This window comes from Petrotoga sp. SL27 (genome assembly GCF_002924605.1).
Taxonomy (GTDB): Bacteria; Thermotogota; Thermotogae; order Petrotogales; family Petrotogaceae; genus Petrotoga; species Petrotoga sibirica.
This window is the reverse complement of the sequence record NZ_JAIP01000024.1, coordinates 22906-40317: the sequence shown is the minus strand read 5'-3', so window position 1 is coordinate 40317 and position 17412 is coordinate 22906. Positions and strand designations below refer to the sequence as shown.

General features: G+C 35.0%; 14 protein-coding genes. 4 read left to right on the top strand and 10 right to left on the bottom strand.

The window, feature by feature from the left end:
- Positions 1-28: 28 nt before the first annotated feature.
- The 5 genes from glnA to AD60_RS10220 all read right to left on the bottom strand — a co-directional run bounded on the left by glnA (position 29) and on the right by AD60_RS10220 (position 6210).
- Positions 29-1354 carry a type I glutamate--ammonia ligase gene (gene glnA, locus AD60_RS09040; RefSeq protein WP_103927584.1) on the bottom strand — a complete coding sequence of 442 codons (1326 nt, stop codon included), beginning with the start codon at positions 1352-1354 and terminating at the stop codon, positions 29-31.
- A gap of 128 nt (positions 1355-1482) precedes the next feature.
- The gene (locus AD60_RS09035) at positions 1483-3807 is read right to left on the bottom strand and encodes a homocysteine S-methyltransferase family protein (protein ID WP_103927583.1); all 2325 of its coding nucleotides are present in this window, start codon (positions 3805-3807) and stop codon (positions 1483-1485) included.
- Positions 3800-4321: a methionine synthase gene (locus AD60_RS09030; RefSeq protein ID WP_103927582.1), complete on the bottom strand. Its 522-nt coding sequence runs from the start codon at positions 4319-4321 to the stop codon at positions 3800-3802. The genes AD60_RS09035 and AD60_RS09030 overlap by 8 nt, the downstream gene beginning before the upstream one ends.
- A 275-nt stretch (positions 4322-4596) precedes the next feature.
- Positions 4597-5493, bottom strand: coding sequence for an HAD-IIA family hydrolase (locus AD60_RS09025; RefSeq protein ID WP_233186876.1), 897 nt, complete (start codon positions 5491-5493; stop codon positions 4597-4599).
- A 555-nt stretch (positions 5494-6048) separates the two neighbouring features.
- Complete coding sequence (locus AD60_RS10220; RefSeq protein ID WP_158248419.1) at positions 6049-6210, bottom strand: hypothetical protein; 162 nt, start codon at positions 6208-6210, stop codon at positions 6049-6051.
- Between the two features lie 556 nt (positions 6211-6766).
- Between AD60_RS10220 and AD60_RS09015 the strand changes: the two genes are divergently transcribed.
- The 3 genes from AD60_RS09015 to murJ all read left to right on the top strand — a co-directional run bounded on the left by AD60_RS09015 (position 6767) and on the right by murJ (position 9888).
- On the top strand, positions 6767-7663 hold the full coding sequence (locus AD60_RS09015; RefSeq protein ID WP_103877429.1) for an aldo/keto reductase family oxidoreductase: 897 nt from the start codon (positions 6767-6769) through the stop codon (positions 7661-7663).
- Positions 7664-7753: 90 nt separating this feature from the next.
- The gene (upp, locus tag AD60_RS09010) at positions 7754-8383 is read left to right on the top strand and encodes a uracil phosphoribosyltransferase (protein ID WP_103877428.1); all 630 of its coding nucleotides are present in this window, start codon (positions 7754-7756) and stop codon (positions 8381-8383) included.
- A 20-nt stretch (positions 8384-8403) separates the two neighbouring features.
- Positions 8404-9888, top strand: a complete 1485-nt coding sequence (gene murJ, locus AD60_RS09005; protein ID WP_103877427.1) for a murein biosynthesis integral membrane protein MurJ — start codon at positions 8404-8406, stop codon at positions 9886-9888.
- Between the two features lie 3 nt (positions 9889-9891).
- Here murJ and AD60_RS09000 read toward each other — a convergent pair whose 3' ends face one another.
- The 5 genes from AD60_RS09000 to AD60_RS08980 all read right to left on the bottom strand — a co-directional run bounded on the left by AD60_RS09000 (position 9892) and on the right by AD60_RS08980 (position 15403).
- The gene (locus AD60_RS09000) at positions 9892-10905 is read right to left on the bottom strand and encodes an ABC transporter ATP-binding protein (protein WP_103877426.1); all 1014 of its coding nucleotides are present in this window, start codon (positions 10903-10905) and stop codon (positions 9892-9894) included.
- A complete protein-coding gene (locus AD60_RS08995; RefSeq protein ID WP_103877425.1) occupies positions 10898-11887 on the bottom strand; it encodes an ABC transporter ATP-binding protein in 990 nt (329 codons plus the stop codon). Before AD60_RS08995 ends, AD60_RS09000 begins: the two co-directional genes overlap by 8 nt.
- Positions 11888-11892: 5 nt before the next feature.
- On the bottom strand, positions 11893-12750 hold the full coding sequence (locus AD60_RS08990) for an ABC transporter permease (RefSeq protein WP_103877443.1): 858 nt from the start codon (positions 12748-12750) through the stop codon (positions 11893-11895).
- A gap of 31 nt (positions 12751-12781) precedes the next feature.
- A complete protein-coding gene (locus AD60_RS08985; protein ID WP_103877424.1) occupies positions 12782-13789 on the bottom strand; it encodes an ABC transporter permease in 1008 nt (335 codons plus the stop codon).
- Between the two features lie 108 nt (positions 13790-13897).
- Positions 13898-15403: an ABC transporter substrate-binding protein gene (locus AD60_RS08980; RefSeq protein ID WP_103877423.1), complete on the bottom strand. Its 1506-nt coding sequence runs from the start codon at positions 15401-15403 to the stop codon at positions 13898-13900.
- A 615-nt stretch (positions 15404-16018) separates the two neighbouring features.
- On the opposite strand from AD60_RS08980, the gene dnaA reads away from it, so the two are divergent.
- On the top strand, positions 16019-17383 hold the full coding sequence (gene dnaA, locus AD60_RS08975; RefSeq protein WP_103877422.1) for a chromosomal replication initiator protein DnaA: 1365 nt from the start codon (positions 16019-16021) through the stop codon (positions 17381-17383).
- The last annotated feature ends 29 nt before the right edge of the window (positions 17384-17412 follow it).

Below are 17412 nucleotides of genomic sequence, written 5' to 3'. Positions count from 1 at the left end.
TTCCCTTATTGTATTTATAGAGTTTTTATCAAAATTGGTTTATGTACTTATTAATCTCCCAATCTGTTACCGCAATCTTAAACTCTTCAATTTCCTTTTCTTTTAATTCTATAAATTTTTCAAATATATGTTCTCCCAAAACTTCTTTTATAAGTTTATCATTTTTCAATGCTTCCAAAGATTCTTGGAGCGAACCAGGTAAATATCTAATATTTTTTTCATTCTTTTCTTTGTAGTCCATTTCGTAAATATTTCCATCAACGGGTTGAGGAGGTTCAATCTTGTTTTTTATACCTTCTAAACCAGATGAAAAAACACTTGCTAATAGTAAATAAGGATTTGCTGTTGGATCAGGAGATCTCAATTCTAACCTTGTGCCTTCCCCCCGCGGCATCGGTATCCTCACTAAAGCACTTCTGTTTGATACGGACCATGCGATGTTAACAGGAGCTTCGTATCCGGGAACTAACCTTTTATATGAGTTTATAGTTGGGTTTGCTAAAACGGTTATTGTATCAATATGCTTAAAAATTCCTCCAACAAACCATCTAAGCTCATCACTCAACTGATAAGTACCGTATGGATCGTAAAAGATATTCTTCCCGTCTTTAAAGATACTCAAATGGGTATGCATCCCTGAACCATTCATGCCAAAAAATGGCTTTGGCATAAACGTTGCCCACAATCCATTCAATAGAGCTATCGTCCTTACAACCAATTTAAAAGTTTGAATATTGTCGGCGGTTCTTAGGGCGTTGTCGTACCTAAAATCAATCTCGTGTTGGGAATTTGCTACTTCATGGTGAGCGGCCTCTACTCGAATCCCCATATTTTGTAGAGTTTCTACCATATTTTTTCTGACCCTTTCCCCTAAATCTATAGGAAGTAAATCGAAATAACCTCCTTTATCAAGAGGAGTTAACACTGGTTGCCTCGTTTTCTCATCCCTCGGAAGAATAAAAAATTCTGGTTCAGGACCAGCGTAGGGAATATAACCGTACTCTTTCATCTCATTCATGACTTTCTTTAACACATACCTCGGGTCCCCCGGGAAATGTTTTCCATCAGAAGTGTGAATGTCGCAAATGAATCTACCAACTTTTTCTCTTTCAACGGTCCAAGGTAAAACTGTAAATGTGTCTATATCAGGCTTAAGCAACATATCGGATTCGTTGATTCTCACTAGTCCTTCAATCGATGAACCATCAAACATAGTCCCATTAGTCAAGGAAGATTCTAACTCTGTAGATGGAATTTCAACGTTTTTTAGGGCACCATTTATATCTGTAATCTGAAGTCTAATAAACTTTATACCTTGACCTTCTATCTGTTCCAATAGTTCCTCTTTTGTCATAAATTTTTCCCTCCCAGTAAAATTTTGTTATTAGCAACTCTAAAACTTGTTTTAGCACCCCTTCGCCCCGCTGCCCACCCATAAGGGAGTAGGACTTCGCTCCGACCCACACCCTCGGAAGATAACGATTATGAATTCAAATTGACCCAACTTTTACATATCTTGAGCCCTTCGCTTGCATCTTTAGCGTAGGCATCACATCCAAAGGTTTCAGCAAGTTTTTTGTTCATAGAAGCGCCCCCGGCAATAACTTTCACCTTAATACTTAATTTTTTTAATTCATTTACGACCTCTTCTATCTTTCCCACGGTAGTTGTCATCATAGCCGATAACCCCAAAATATTCGGCTTTTCTTTTTGGACAGCGTTGATTATTACAGAAGTTTCCACATCCTTGCCAAGATCTATAATTTTGAAGTTAGCGCTTCTTAGTACCGCTGCTACTATATTTTTACCAATATCGTGTATATCCCCTTCTACCGTGGCTAGTACGACTTTAGCTTTTTTATCGTTTTGAGATTCAGGAATCAAATTGTTTAGGTAATCAAAAATGGGTTTGACAGTTTCAGCAGCTAACAACAACTCAGGAAGATATATACTCCCTTGTGCGTAGAGTTCTCCTATATTTTCCATTGCCTTACCAAGCACATTTTGACTAACTTCCAATGGATTTTTCTCTTTTAACTGATTTTCAATGATTCGTTTTATTTCAGCTATTTCACCTTGTAGGATCTTCTCGGTTAATGTGTCTTGTTTTTCAACCTGACTTGGTATTACAATATTTTTATCCAACAACAGGTTACCATTCAACGTATTCATAAGGAACTCATCTTCAGGATTTAAGATGGCTGAAGTCAAGCCTTTACTTTTTGCCCTTGAAAGAAAGGCTGCATTTATATAATTTCTGTTTGGTAAACCAAAACTAAGATTCGAAAGACCAATAGTGGTATTGAACCCATTTTGTGAAAGCAATTTTACCGTTTGAATGGTGATATTTGGATCATTATTGGCAGCAAGGGACAACACTAATGGATCAACTATAATTCTATCTTTAGTTATTCCTTTACTTTCAATGTACGACCATTTTCTTAACACTAGTTGTAACCTTTCTTCAGCAGATTCTAAAATCTCTTTCTCAAGCGCTAATACTATTAGTAATCCTCCATATTTTTTAATCAACTCGAGTTTTCTGTTCAGATCTTTTTTACTTAATTTGGAAGAATTGATTATCGGTCTTCCTGGGTACTCTTTTAAAGCTGTTTCTAAAAATCCTATATTTTGAATGTCAAAAGAAATCGGAAGAGAAGAGTGCTTGTCTAGCTCTATGATAACTTGCTTGAAATGCTCTTCATTCAAAATCTTTTCGATACCCAAGTTAACGTCTATTGCATGTGCTTTGGCTTTTTTTTGACTGTTAGCTCTTTTTATTACATTTTCGAAGTTGAATTCTTCGATTTCATTTTGAAATTTTTTGTTCCCGGCAGGATTTATTCTTTCTCCGATACCACTAAACGGATGTAATTTGTTTAATATTGTTCTTGAAGAGTACATAATAGGTATTTCTTTTATTATTTTTTTAGGTCTTCTTTTTACCATATTTCTAATAACTTTTATATGTTCTGGAGAGGTACCACAACAGCCTCCGATTACATTTACTCCTAAATCTAAATAGTCTTCCACGAACATTCCGAATATTTCAGGCGTCATTTTGTATTCCAAATCTTTTCCATCGAAAATGGGTTTACCAGCGTTTGGTTCGACTGATAAAAACTTGTTTGTTGAGAGCGATAGACGTTCAAAAACCTTTAAAAGATCCTCTGGACCTAAAGTACAGTTAATTCCTAAAACATCGACATCCAAATCATTGAAAACATTAGCGAAGATTTCCACAGAAGTTCCTGTAACGGAACGGCCGTTTTCTTCAAACGTCATATGAGCTATTAAAGGTAAATCCTCTGTGACTTTTCTTATTCCATACACAGCTGCTTTTAATTCTTTTATATCAGTCATGGTTTCAACGATAAAACCGTCTACACCATTTTCAAACAACACTTTTGCCTGCTGATAATACTCGTCTATAGCTTCGTCCATTTCAAGCATTCCCATAGGCTTTGGATACTCTCCTAGAGAGGATAGATCTCCAAAGACCAAAGCCTTGCCCTTCGATGCTTGCTTGGCAATTTCAACAGCTTTGACGTTAACTTTGACGAACGCTTCTTCATAATTTAACTCCTTGAGTTTTTTTCGATTTCCACTGAAGGTATTGGTTAAAAGGATGTCCGCTCCCGATTTTACGTATTCACTTTGTAAATCATATACTACCTCAGGATATCTGATGTTTAAAAGCTCAGCAGGAATATCTTTATATCCTCTTTTTATAAATTCAGTTCCATATCCCCCGTCTAAAATAAGTATCTTTTTACTTAATAATTGTTCGAAATCTTTTCTATTCATCGTACCACCCTATCATACATACCGTACTTTTTCTTGGAGTTATAATACCAGTATCTTTGTTGACAACTACTATCTCTGTTTTGAGTAAATTATTGACTATATCCCAATTTTTTCTAACATCTATATCAGAATATCCAGGGGAAAATCTCCTGGTACCTTTACCGAAATCTTTTCTCAGCCTTTTATCGATAGATTCGTTGAAAGCCTCTATAGCTTCGGAAGCCCAAGCATCCATCAGCATGGAAAAGAGAGTATTTGCGTTTGATATATAATGGTCTATTTCGTATCCTAAGGTGGATACAAAAAAAGTGATAGAGTTAACACCCTCGAAAGATTTAGGAATCAGTTCTTTAGGAAGTGAGTCTACTTTATACGTTTCACATACGGCTTTTGGTTGTGCTAATTCTAAACCAAGCTTATATATTTTATTTATTTCTTCTTTTAATTTTTCGTTGATTTGGAATTTAGACCCATTGAAGCCAGCTCTGAGTAGGTATATTTTTTTTTGAGGCATTATTTCATAAGTTTCTGGAATGTAGATTTTAATATAATTTTCCCTCCTGTTATTTGAATAATAACATCTTTAGAAAGTCACATGATAGCGCCCCTTCGCCCGTGCGTTAAGGGGCAAACCCCTTAAGAACCCCAAGTTCAAAATCGAAGTTTATTTTAAAAAATCTTTTTGCACAACCCAGCAAAACCATCCGCACCCATCTAAGGAAAAAATAAAAGGCTAGGCCTTTAGCCACGTCCCCCAAACCATCTACGGAAGAACAAAAGATTATGCCTTTAGCCACGCTCTCCACCCATGATGAGATCTGCAAGTTGGCCTAAATCGCCAACTACAAGATCCGGTTTTATTGCAGAATCTTTTAAGTCTTCCAATTTTGCTTCCCCGGTTAATACTAATGTGGATAATGCACCAGCGTTTATTCCAATTAATATATCGGTATACAATCTGTCTCCAACTATACAAGTTTTTTCAGGCGTTACTTGATAATCTTTCATTATCATTTCTAAGATCTTCGGATCTGGTTTCCCGAAGATAACGTCAGGTTCTTTATTGCATGCTCTAGATACTACACTTGCAATAGCAGCTGAATCAGGTATAGGGCCTTCTTCTGTTGGACAGTTCAAATCTGGATTGGTAACAAAAAAGAACGCCCCTTTAGATACAAATATGGAAGCTTTTGCCAACTTATCATAGGTTAAGCTTTTATCAAAGGTAACTACCACCATCTCAGGGGAATCTGTAACAATTGAATGGCCTAATCTTTCATATTCTTGTATCATTGAGGGAGTAGCCACCAAAAAAATCCTTTTTGCGCCAAACTTATCTTTTATGTACTCTGCAGCAGTTATGCCTGCGGTGTAGATTTCGTTTTCTTTTATAGGATAGTTTAAAGCGTCAAACTCTTGTAGGTACTCTTTCTTTGATTTGTTTGAATTGTTGGTTAAGAAAACAAGTTTTTTATTTTGCTTTTTCAAAAGACTTGAGAATTTTAATGCACCGTTAACTAACTTTTGACTGACATAAAAAGTGCCGTCTATATCTAAAACGAAGAGTTCTATTTGTTGTAATTTTTCGATTGTTTTTATATCGTTTATCAGAGTAAAAACCACCTTTTTAAATATAATACTGTTTTTAGAAACTCTAAAACGTTTTAATAGCGCTCCCTTTGCCACACTCCCCATCCATCTAAGGAAAAGGAGTCTTTACCCTTTTGACTCGCAGTTTGCCTATAAGGAAGAGCAAAAGATTTTACCACGTAGCCTGGTTTATACCTGAATCCGTGATAATTATAATTCAGTCAAAAATATCTTCAAAAACATGAATAAAATATGCAAGACTTTTGTTCTAAATTGTATAGAAAACAACAAAAAACATCATAATATCAGAACTTCTAATTATCTGAGGAATATTAGCCTAAAAAAGGGCATACTACGCCTACGCACTCTGTTCTAGGAACACTGTTGATGTTTTCATTTATTATTTTATGACCTTATCAACAATATTTCTAGCATTTAAGAACAATAGAATCACATACATTTCTTATTACCGGGAACCATTTGCATCGTTTACCAAACTTTACAAAATATCTTCCACCGTGCTTTACTAATTTTGCAGCCATTAAAATCATATCACGTATTACGGATTTTAGTCTCCTTCTCTGCACTTTCTTCTGAATAGGTGCATTCCGGTCTTTTAGGCTGCTTTGCCCGATAAGACGTAGGTATAACTTACTCCTTCTTTTTTGGTACCCGTATTATCAAGGGGGATACATCTATATCCAGTGGAATATAGTTATCTGCGTAAGCAGTTAATTTAATATCCATCGCTCTTAGAAGACCTTCAGATTCTTCTTTAATAATGGGCTTAAATATCTCTGATGCTAAATTCATTCTCTACCTTATCCGAGAACATGATGGTACTTTATCTAAACCCAGTGAGACTTCGAAAAAAGGGTCTTCACGAAATTCTTCTATATATTGAAAATCATTTTTACCTTGGCATAAAAGACCCAACTAACTTCTTATGATATCACTATTACTAATTCTCATACTAGATAGATCCTTTAGAGGAACTTTATTGAGTCTTTCGTTTAAACCAGTTTTATCCAAGAGTGCACCTACAAGAGATAATCCTCCTATAGGTATTATTTCTTCATTAGATTGAACAAGTATAAATCTTTGTATATCTTTCACCCTTTGTATATTATTATATTTTTATTATATCACCTATTGGGGGAAAGATTAAATGCTCTAGAAACATTGTGTTATTAATGTTTGGAGATTGTTCTGATCTTTTATATCACGGATTCAGGTAATACATATGATTATATCAAAAAATTAAAAGTTTATTGATTTTTTTTATTTCAAAAAACAGCTAAGAACAAAATATGTTATAATAAATCGAACAAAAAGTGTGAAAATTCTTTTAAATTGTGAGGTGAAAATAATGCAAATAAACGTTTCTGATAGTGGTTTGTACTTATCAAAAATAGTACAAGGAATGATGAGACTTAGAGACTGGAATCTTTCCACAAAAGAAACAGAAGAATTTATTTTGAAAGCGATAGACTTAGGAGTAACTACTTTTGATCATGCTGATATTTATGGAAATTATACTTGTGAAAGCTTATTTGGAGAAGCCTTAAAATTAAATCCTTCTCTTAGAAATAAGATCCAGATTGTAACCAAGTGTGGTATAGTTCTTCCCAACAAAGAAACAAAAAGAATCCATTATTACGATACCAGCAAAGACCATATACTGAAATCTGTAGATAATTCCCTTCGCAATCTTCATACCGACTATATCGATTTACTCTTGATACACCGCCCAGATCCTTTCATGAACCTAGAAGAAATTGCAGAAGCCTTCATAGAGTTACACAAATCTGGTAAAGTTCGTTTCTTCGGAGTATCTAACTTCACCATCAATCAGTTTGAAGCTTTACAATCCAAATTGAATCTTCCTTTGGTGACCAATCAAATAGAAATCTCCCCTTTTAACTTAGAACATTTTGAAAACGATAATATTTATTTTCTAAAAGGAAAAAATATCAATCCTATGGCATGGTCACCTTTGGCCGGTGGGAAATTATTCGATGCCTCAAACGACAAGTCGGTAAGAATATTGACAACGTTGAAAGAAGTCGGCAAAGAACTCGGTATCGATTCGATTGATACTGTTGTATACGCTTGGCTCTTAAACCATCCTGTGGGAGTAATCCCTATTTCAGGAAGCGGTAGATTAGAAAGACTCAAGAATGCCGTTGAAGCTCTGAACATAGAAATGATAAGGGAGCAATGGTTTAAAATCTATGAAGCTGCATTAGGTCATGATGTACCGTGAAGGAGTTGATTTTTATGATATTTACAATCACGTTTAATCCAGCTTTAGATAGATATTTCTAACAATAACTCGGGAGGTGCGATTTTCTACATGGATAATCTTCAGGTCGTTGATCATCCTTTGATAAAACACAAACTTTCTATAATGAGAAATAAAGAAACAGGACCTAAAGAATTCAGGGAACTTTTAAATGAAATAACTCTTCTTCTTACTTATGAAGCAGCCAGAAATCTTCCAACTATGGAGATTGAAGTTGAAACACCAATTGCACTGACGAAGGGCGAGATTGTTGAAGACAAAAAAGTTACTATAGTTCCTATATTACGAGCGGGTTTAGGTATGTTGGATGGTGTACTTTCATTAGTTCCAAATGCTAGTGTGGGTTTTTTAGGAGTGTATAGAGACCCAGAAACTCTCAATGCAATAGAGTATTATGTGAAGTTTCCACCTTTGACAGAAGACCATCAAATCTTTATTCTCGATCCTATGCTTGCCACAGGACATTCTATGAACCACGCTATAAAGCAAGTGAAAAAACAGGGAGGGCAGAATATTACTATTATGTCCTTGATAGCAGCTCCCGAGGGAGTTAACGTAGTTATAAGTGAAAACCCAGATGTGATTATTTACACCGCTGCTTTGGATAGTAAACTCAATTCAAAAGCGTATATCGTTCCTGGCTTGGGAGATGCAGGAGATAGACTGTATAGAACAAAATAAAGAATATCGGGGGCAATTAGATGTCGAAATTGTTGAGGCATACATTTCTTTTCTCTTTGGCAACTCTTATAAGTAGATTTTTAGGTCTTTTACGGGATGCTACCTTTGCTCATTATTTTGGAATTAGTGCAGAGTATGATGCATATTTAGTAGCCATTATCCTCCCTTTCTTTCTTCGGAAAATCTTCGCTGATGGAGCTCTCTCCTCAGCTTTTATTCCTTTATTTACAAGAAAACAAGGAAAAGATTCTCAGGTGTTTCTCAGTACCACAATATGGTTTGTATTAATAACGACTGTTTTATTATATATACCTGTATATATCTTTTCGGACCAAATAGTTTTAGTCTTGGGAACCGGTTTATCTGAATCAACGATGGAATTAACCTCTTATTTGTTGAAAATTACATATCCATTTATAATTTTTATCTCCTTGTGGGCAGTAGCTACAGGTGTTTTAAATAGTAACGATATTTATTTTGGACCTGCTTTCGCTCCGGCTTTATCTAACATTTGCAGTATTGTGTTTATCTTTTTATCTTCTTACTTTTCCCCAAGAATATTAGGACCAACTATAGGATTCACAGTGGGAGGAGTTTTACAGTTTGTGTTAGTTTTTTATATCTTAAGAAAGATTCTTTTCCGGATGACACTTGATTTTAATTTCAAAGATCTGAAAAGTATAATGAACTTGTTTGGTCCCGCATTATTAGGAGTAGCTGTGGCTTCCTTGAATACCTTGGTTGATACCAATATCGCAACATGGACCGGTACGGGTGGTGTTTCAACTATTCAATACGCCCTAAGAATTTATCAGCTTCCTTTAAGCATATTTGCCATCAGTGTTGCAAACGCCCTTTTACCTAAATTATCGTATTCTTCAAGTATAAAAGATGAAAAAGAATACAATAAGAATTTGAGAGACAGTATAGAACTGACTTTATTCTTGGCAATTCCATCTATGTTTGGTTTAATATTTTTGAACAAAGAGATCGTCGCTTTGATATATCAACACGGTAGCTTTACCTTTGAAGATACGTTGATAACAGCAAAAACCTTGTTATATTATTCTCTGGGGCTTCCATTTTATTCTTTACATACCATCTTTATTAGAACTTATCACTCTAAATTAAATACAAGGTATCCTTCTTTAGTGGCAGTTGTAATGCTTTTAGTGAACGCATTTCTCGATGTTTTGTTGGCTTTTAAATTTGGTGTTGTGGGTATCGCATTTGCAACTGCTATTTCCGGTATTGTTGGCATGTTTATGACGGGTTTCAATATTATTAAAGGTTTGACTGGTGAAGATTGGGTAGAAATATTTAAAATTTTCATTGCAAGCGCTATAATGTCTATATTTATTGTGTCTTGTAAAGGATTTTTTGATACTCGAGTGCTAGTTGTTTTTCTGATTGCTCTTAGTGCCCTCGTTTATTTTTTATCAGCGTATATTATAGGTTCAAAAAAGTTAAAATTAGCTATAAACCTTTTCTTTAAAAGGAAATAAAGTCTATACAATACTCTTTTCGTATTCCGAATCATATAGATGACACGCAACTTGTTGATTTTCAACATTTTTCAAAATGGGTTCTTGAATTTTACAAATTTCTTTTGCATATGAGCATCTAGGATGAAACCTACAACCTGTAGGAATGTTAACGGCATTGGGAACTTCTCCTTGAGGTATTATTCTTTTTTTCTGACTCTTTGGATCAGGCTCAGGAACCGCTGATATTAGAGCCTGAGTGTATGGATGTTTGGGTTTTGTATATATTTGCTCAAAATTTCCAACTTCTACAATTTTACCCAAGTACATTACTGCAATCCTGTCACAAATATATTTGGTTGTAGCTAAATCGTGTGTGATAAAAAGATAAGTCAAATCAAAATCTTTCTTTAGGTTGATCATCAGTTGCAACAATTGGGACCTAACTGAGACATCTAGCATCGCAACTGCTTCATCAGCTACAATAAAGATAGGTTTTAAGATCAAAGCCCTTGCTATTACAACCCTTTGTCTTTGGCCACCTGATAAATCACGAGGATATCTATAATAATACTCATTCGCAGGGGATAACTGTACCCTTTCCAACATTTCCATAACAAGCTTCTGCCTTTCATAACGGTTCTTTCCCATATTGTGTATTTGTAGAGGATGCATCACAGCTTCACCAATCCTCATATGAGGATTCAAGGCTGCAAGTGGATCTTGAAAGATTATTTGAATCTCTTTTCTTATGTGTTTTAATTCCTTTTTTGTTAGGGTACTGATGTCTTGTTCTTTGAATAAAATTTTTCCTTCAGTGGGATCTTCTAATCTTGTAATTAACCTACCTGTTGTGGTTTTCCCGCTTCCTGATTCCCCAACCAAACCAAGAGTTTCACCTTTTTTTACTTCAAAATTAACTTCATCTACCGCCCTTACATATTTAGGAGAGGTTCTAGTCAAAACTTCACCAACCGTTCTTTTTAAAGGAAAATATTTTTTTAATCCTTCAACTTTTAAGATTGTATTTTCAGTCATTAGTACCACCTACATTTACATTTTTTAAATCTTGAGATTTTTCATACAGCCAGCATTTAACTTCAGATCCTTCAATTAAAAAACTTTTAGGTTCTTGTTTGTGACAGATGTCCATTGCGTATTCACACCGTGGTGCGAATCGACATCCTTTCGGAGGTTTACCCAAATCTGGAGGACTTCCAGGAATATATTTTAAATCTTTATCTTTGATATCCGTATTTGGGATTGAATCTAAAAGGGCTTTTGTATATGGGTGTTTGGGATTGTAATAAATATTTTCCTTTGAAGATATTTCCACCAAATGACCTGCATACATGACTCCAATCCTATCTGCAAGTTGAGCAACTACACCTAAGTCATGTGTTATAAGCAACATGGACATTTGGTATTCGTCCCTTAATTTATTCATCAACTCTATTATTTGAGCTTGAACTATGACATCCAAAGAAGTCGTTGGCTCATCAGAAATAACAAAAGACGGTTTTAAAACGAGCCCTAAGGCGATCATCACCCTTTGCCTCATACCACCACTGAATTGAAATGTATACTGGTTCATCCTGCTAGGATCTATTCCCACATCTTTTAAGACACTTCCTCCCATTTCTATTGCTTTTTGCTCGGATATATCAGGAAAATGAGCTTTCACAATTTCAACAAAAAGGTCTTTGACTTTCATAATTGGGTTCAAGGAAGTCATCGGATCTTGAAAGATCATGGTTATATCTCTACCACGAATTTCTCTCATTTGTTTTTCGTTCATTGTAGTTATATTTTGACCATTTAATTTAATTTCTCCATACAATTGTGCATTTAAAGGCAATATTTTCATTATAGCTTGTCCCAAGGTGGATTTCCCGCAGCCTGATTCTCCCACTAGTCCAAGTGTTTCCCCATCTTTTACATTAAAACTAACATCGTCAACCGCTTTTATAATTCCATCTTCACTTTTATAATAGACTTTAAGATTTTTTACTTCAAGCACGCTTACTACCTTCTTTCCCTAATTGTTGGATTCAGCATCTCGTTTAGACCTTCACTGAACATAGAAAATCCGAGTGTAACAGTCATTATAGCAACACCTGGAAATGTCAAGGCCCACCAAGCACCACTCAAAATAAATCTTTGACCATTGCTCAAATCAAAACCCCAATCGGGAGTTGGAGGAGCTATTCCCAATCCTAAAAAGCTCAATCCAGCTTCTGTCATTATGGCGTCTGCTAGGTTCATCGAAAGCACAACTACAACGGATGGAAGTACATTTGGAAGTATATACCTCCCCAAAATAGATAAGTTCGAAGCACCTATAGCTCTGGCTCCATCGACATAAAGTTCATTTTTTACTGAAGATACTTGATTTCTAATGACCCTAAAGTATGTGGGTATGTAAACAACGGCTATGGAAATAGCGATATTCATAATACCCGGCCCTAAAAATGCAGCTATCGCTATGGCGAGAATTAAACCTGGAAAGGAATATATAGCATCCATAACTATGGTCATTATTCTATCGAATATTCCTCCCACAAATCCTGATAATAAACCTAACGGTATACCAATTGCTGAAGCTATTGCTACGGAAACAAAAGCTATTGTTAAGGCAATTCTGGCCCCATAAACAACCCTACTAAATACGTCCCTACCAAGGTTGTCTGTTCCAAACCAGAATTCATTACTCGGAGGGGTTAAAGATCTTCCAACCCTTTCTGTGGGGTCGTAAGGAGCTATTTGAGGGGAAAAAATAGCCAAGAAAATATAAAAAATCAAAATAACCATACCTATGAAGGTAAGCCAAGCATTTGAACCTCTAAAGAATCTGGAGAAGCTCTTTCCAATCTTCGATGAAATGAATTTATTTTCTTCCAATTTTATACCCTCCTCAGTACCTTACCCTTGGGTCTATTAAAGCGTTGATAATTTCTACTATTATATTAATTATTATTACGAAAATGGCGAAAAAGACTATCGCTCCTTGAATAGCGGGAAAATCTCTGTATCTGATTTTCATGATGAGATAACTTCCAATCCCTGGCCAAGAAAAAGTTGTTTCTGTTAAAACAGCTCCAGCCATCAATAATGCAAGCTGTAATCCCATGACCGTTAATATAGGAACCAACGCATTCCTTAAAGCATGTCTGTACAGTATTCTATTTTCAGGTATCCCTCTTGCTTTAGCAGATTTAACATAGTCAGAGGTTAACGTTAAAATTGTATTATTTCTAACCATTCTTAAAAAAATACTCGAGATAACTAGGCCAAGAGTAATACCAGGCAACAATAAATGTTTTAAGGCAGCCTGAAAAGATGCCCAGTTCCCTCTTAAAAGAGAATCCAGTAAAAACAAACCTGTAATTTCTTCAAATTGAACTGTAGCTCCGATCCTCCCGGCAATGGGTAACCATTTCAACTGCATTCCAAAAATGAATTGCATCATCAGACCAAACCAAAATACCGGTACAGCATACATGAGCATCGAAAATCCTCTGGCAATTATATCTACGGGTTTGTCTCTTTTTTGTGCGGCTTTTGATCCCCAAAAGATCCCTATAACTACAGCTATAATAAATGCAAAAATCGTTAATTCAAGTGTGGCAGGAAATCTTTCTAATATCTCATCAAGTACGGGCCTTCCCGTCATTGTTGAAGTTCCCAAGTCACCTTTGAATAGCCCCCCTACATATTTAAAAAATTGAACCAGTATGGGATCGTTAAGTCCTAATTCTGCCCTTCTGGCTTCAATAACTTCTTGAGAGGCTTTCCCACCTAACATTGCTGCAACAGGATCTCCGGGAATTATCCTAATAACGAAAAATATAACTACTAAAAGAACAAAAAGCATGGGAATTGCCAACAAGATTCTCACAATAATATAATTTCTCAGAGACACTTAGATCACCCTTCTTTTCTGAGGTTGGTTTTCTTAAAATTGCCCCGATTCTTAAATAAATCGGGGCAGTTGTTGTAGTTTCAAGCGTTCAAAAAATTCTTAAGAAAATTATTCCTTGTAAAGCAAATAATACCTAAAGACCTGAGAAGGTTCTAACAAAATTCCTTTGATATTATTTTGGGCAGCTACCGTTTCTACACCTTGCCAAAGTGAAACGTATGGTGCGTTGAAAGCTAGATCTTGTTGGACCAATTTGTACAATTGAGATCTAACTTCTTGGTCAGTCGCTACTCTTGCTGCTCTCATCAAACTTTCAGTTACTGGGTTAACATAAAAACTACCCAACGATCTACCTCCACTTTCACTTAAGAATGGCCAGAGATAGTCATCAGGGTCTATGTAATCAGGATACCAACCCAATAAGAACATACCCATAACTCCGTTTAAAAAATAATCAACGTAGGTTGCCCATTCCGCATATTCTAAGTTGATATCGATAATTCCTGTCTTTTCTAAGGATTCCATTAAAACTTGGGCTACATCTGCTTCTGTTGTCCCATAATGAGTAGGACTGTACCAAAGATCAATCACCAGTTTGTTTTTTTCGTCGTAACCGGCTTGATACAGAAGTTGTTTTGCAGCCTCAAGATCTCCTTCTTGGAAGACGTCTTCATGACTCCACATTCCCATTGGTACTAGAGAGTATAGGGGTGATGCCATATTCAAAAATACCTCTTCGACGATTACATCTCTTTCAACAGCCAAGGAAATCGCTTGTCTTACCAAAGGATTGTCGAAAGGTTCTTTCTGTGTATTGAATACTAAATATCTGATTTGTGGACTTTCCCCCTGAATAACTTGAACACTTTTAGAACTTTTTAAATCTTGTATGTCTCTTGGGTCTAAATGTCTGTAAGCAATATCTATTTCACCGGTTTCCAAAGCCAATCTCAACGTTGCAGCGTTTTCGTAGAATAAAATGATGATTCTATCCGTTTTTGGTTTTTTACCAAAATATTTGTCATTTGCTTGCAATGTAATTCTTACGTCCCTTATCCATTCGGTGACTTTGTATGGACCAGAAGCGGAAGGCGCTCCATCATAAAAACGATCTGCGGGAAATACCTTTGGATTAACTGGCCATCCAACGGTATAACCTAATACTGAAACAAAAGCTGAAAAAGGATACTGAAGAGTTACTTTGAAGGTATAATCATCGACCACTTCGGTTGATTCAACTATATCTGAGAGTAAGAACGCAGGATCTCCTCCAAGTTTTATCACCCTATCGAAGGAGAATTTAAAAACAGATGCATCTATAGGGGTACCATCTTCGAAAACAACACCTTTTTTTACATGGAAAAGATACTCTAATCCATCTTCAGATACTTCCCAACTTTCGAATAAATTGGGCACAATTTCCGTAGAATTAACCTTGTAGTCTACTGGTCCAGCTAAAACATTTTGTAATATGTTACTAGAAAAGTAGTCATAACACAAAGCTGGATCTAGGGTTCTAATCTTGTCTGTTGTCCCAACAACAATGGTAGATTGTGCCCAAACTCCAACAAATAAAACCAACACAACAAATAAACTCACCAAATACCTTTTCATAAAATCCCTCCTCGTAAAATGTGCTGATATGTAACACTTAAACAGTCGTTCTCCAACAATACCTTATGATGATTACTTATTAAAACCATAACTAGTTTTACAAAAACATGAAAAGAATTTCATAGAGATTCTTTTATTGACAAAAATTTCAAAAATAAAGCGATATTTGGTAACTTAATTAAAATTATTTTAATTATCTCTATTATATAATTAATATCTTTGAGAGTCAAGTAACAAAAAAACCATAACTAGCGAGAGAAGGAATAAAAAATATCATAAGATTGGATTTAAGCGTTGAACATTTTTATAGTTATCGATAGATCTATGCTTAAATTAAGTTATTTTAAATTAACATAATTAAATATTAACATTATTTATTATTCTAAAATTAATACGTTTGTATATTATACATTTCTATTTTTTACAACAAAGATTTAACAATTTTAATTCCTCAATTTTGTTCTTAAATCACTTTAAAATGAGGGATCTAAAAAAGATAAGTTCTATATCAAGCATAAATAGCGTTTAACCAGATTTTTAATCAAAAATTTTCTTGATTAAGTTGCCCCCTTATGATAAAGTATATAGTGGTTTTTATTCCAAGGGGTGAAAATAATGGAAAAGCACGAACTAATAGAAAAACTACGTTCCAACATGTCTAGAGATACCTGGAATAACTGGCTTTCGACGGCTCAAATTTTAGAATTAGACGACAAAAAGGTCATCGTTGGATTGGGAAATCTATTTATTAAAGAGGCCGTCGAGAAAAGGTTTGGTTCGATAATAAAAGAAACTATAAATAATATCGCTGGTAAGCCTCTAGAGGTAGTTTTCAAGGAAATACCCATTAGTAAAGAACAGAAAAATGCAGTAAATGGTCCAATAATAAAAAACCGGCCTTTGAAACTATCAGAGTTTAATCCTGAGTTCACTTTTGATAGCTTTGTTACTGGAAATTCCAATAGAATAGCTTATTATTCAGCCCTGGAAGTTTGCAAAAATCCTGGCAAATATAATCCTTTATTCATATATGGAGATGTAGGACTAGGTAAAACCCATCTTTTACATGCAATAGGAAACTTTTTGATGGAAAACGCCCCTGATTTGAAGGTGAAGTATGTAACTGCTGAGGAATTTATGAATCAAATGATGGATGGAATAAGAGCAAGTGAAATGGAGAACTTTCGAGAACGCTTTAGAAGAAATGTTGATTTTTTATTGATAGATGATGTTCAATTTTTAATCGGAAAAAATACCGTACAAAGTGAACTCTTCCATACATTTAATTCTCTTTTTAACTCGAGAAAACAGATAGTAATTTGTTCTGATAGAACACCTGATGAACTGGCCACCTTTCATCCTAGATTGATTAGTAGATTTGAGATGGGTTTGATAACTGACATACAAGCACCCGATAAAACCACAAAGTATTTAATAGCAAAGAAAATGGCACAAATGATTTCACTTCAACTAACCGATGACGTCGCTTATTATTTAGCCGAACATGTAGATACAAACTTAAGAAAACTTCGGGGAGCCATAATGAACCTTCTCTTACAAAGCCAAATTTCGGGTACACCAGTAAATATTGAATCTGCAAAAACGATAGTCAATTCAATGATCAGGATGAACACAAACAAAGTTAGGCTCCAATCACCCCAAGTTCTTGAAACAGTGAAAATAGATACCGTTATAGATCTGGTCGCCACTGAATTTAATATAAATCGTAAGGATATCTTCTCGTCATCGAGAAAAAAAGAAATAGCTTTAGCTCGTCAAGTTTTAGCTTATCTTTTTAAGACTACTATGAAGTTGAAAACTAAAGATATCTCCGAGAAATTAGATAAAAATCATTCCACTATTATTCATTCCGTAAAAAAAATAGAACATTCTTTGTTGATGGGAAATGAAATGATAAAAAATAAAATCAATAATATCAAAAATAAATTAGAAGATGAAAAAGGGATTCTTACAATCTAAAAACAGAAGAAATCGGCCTCAAATTACGA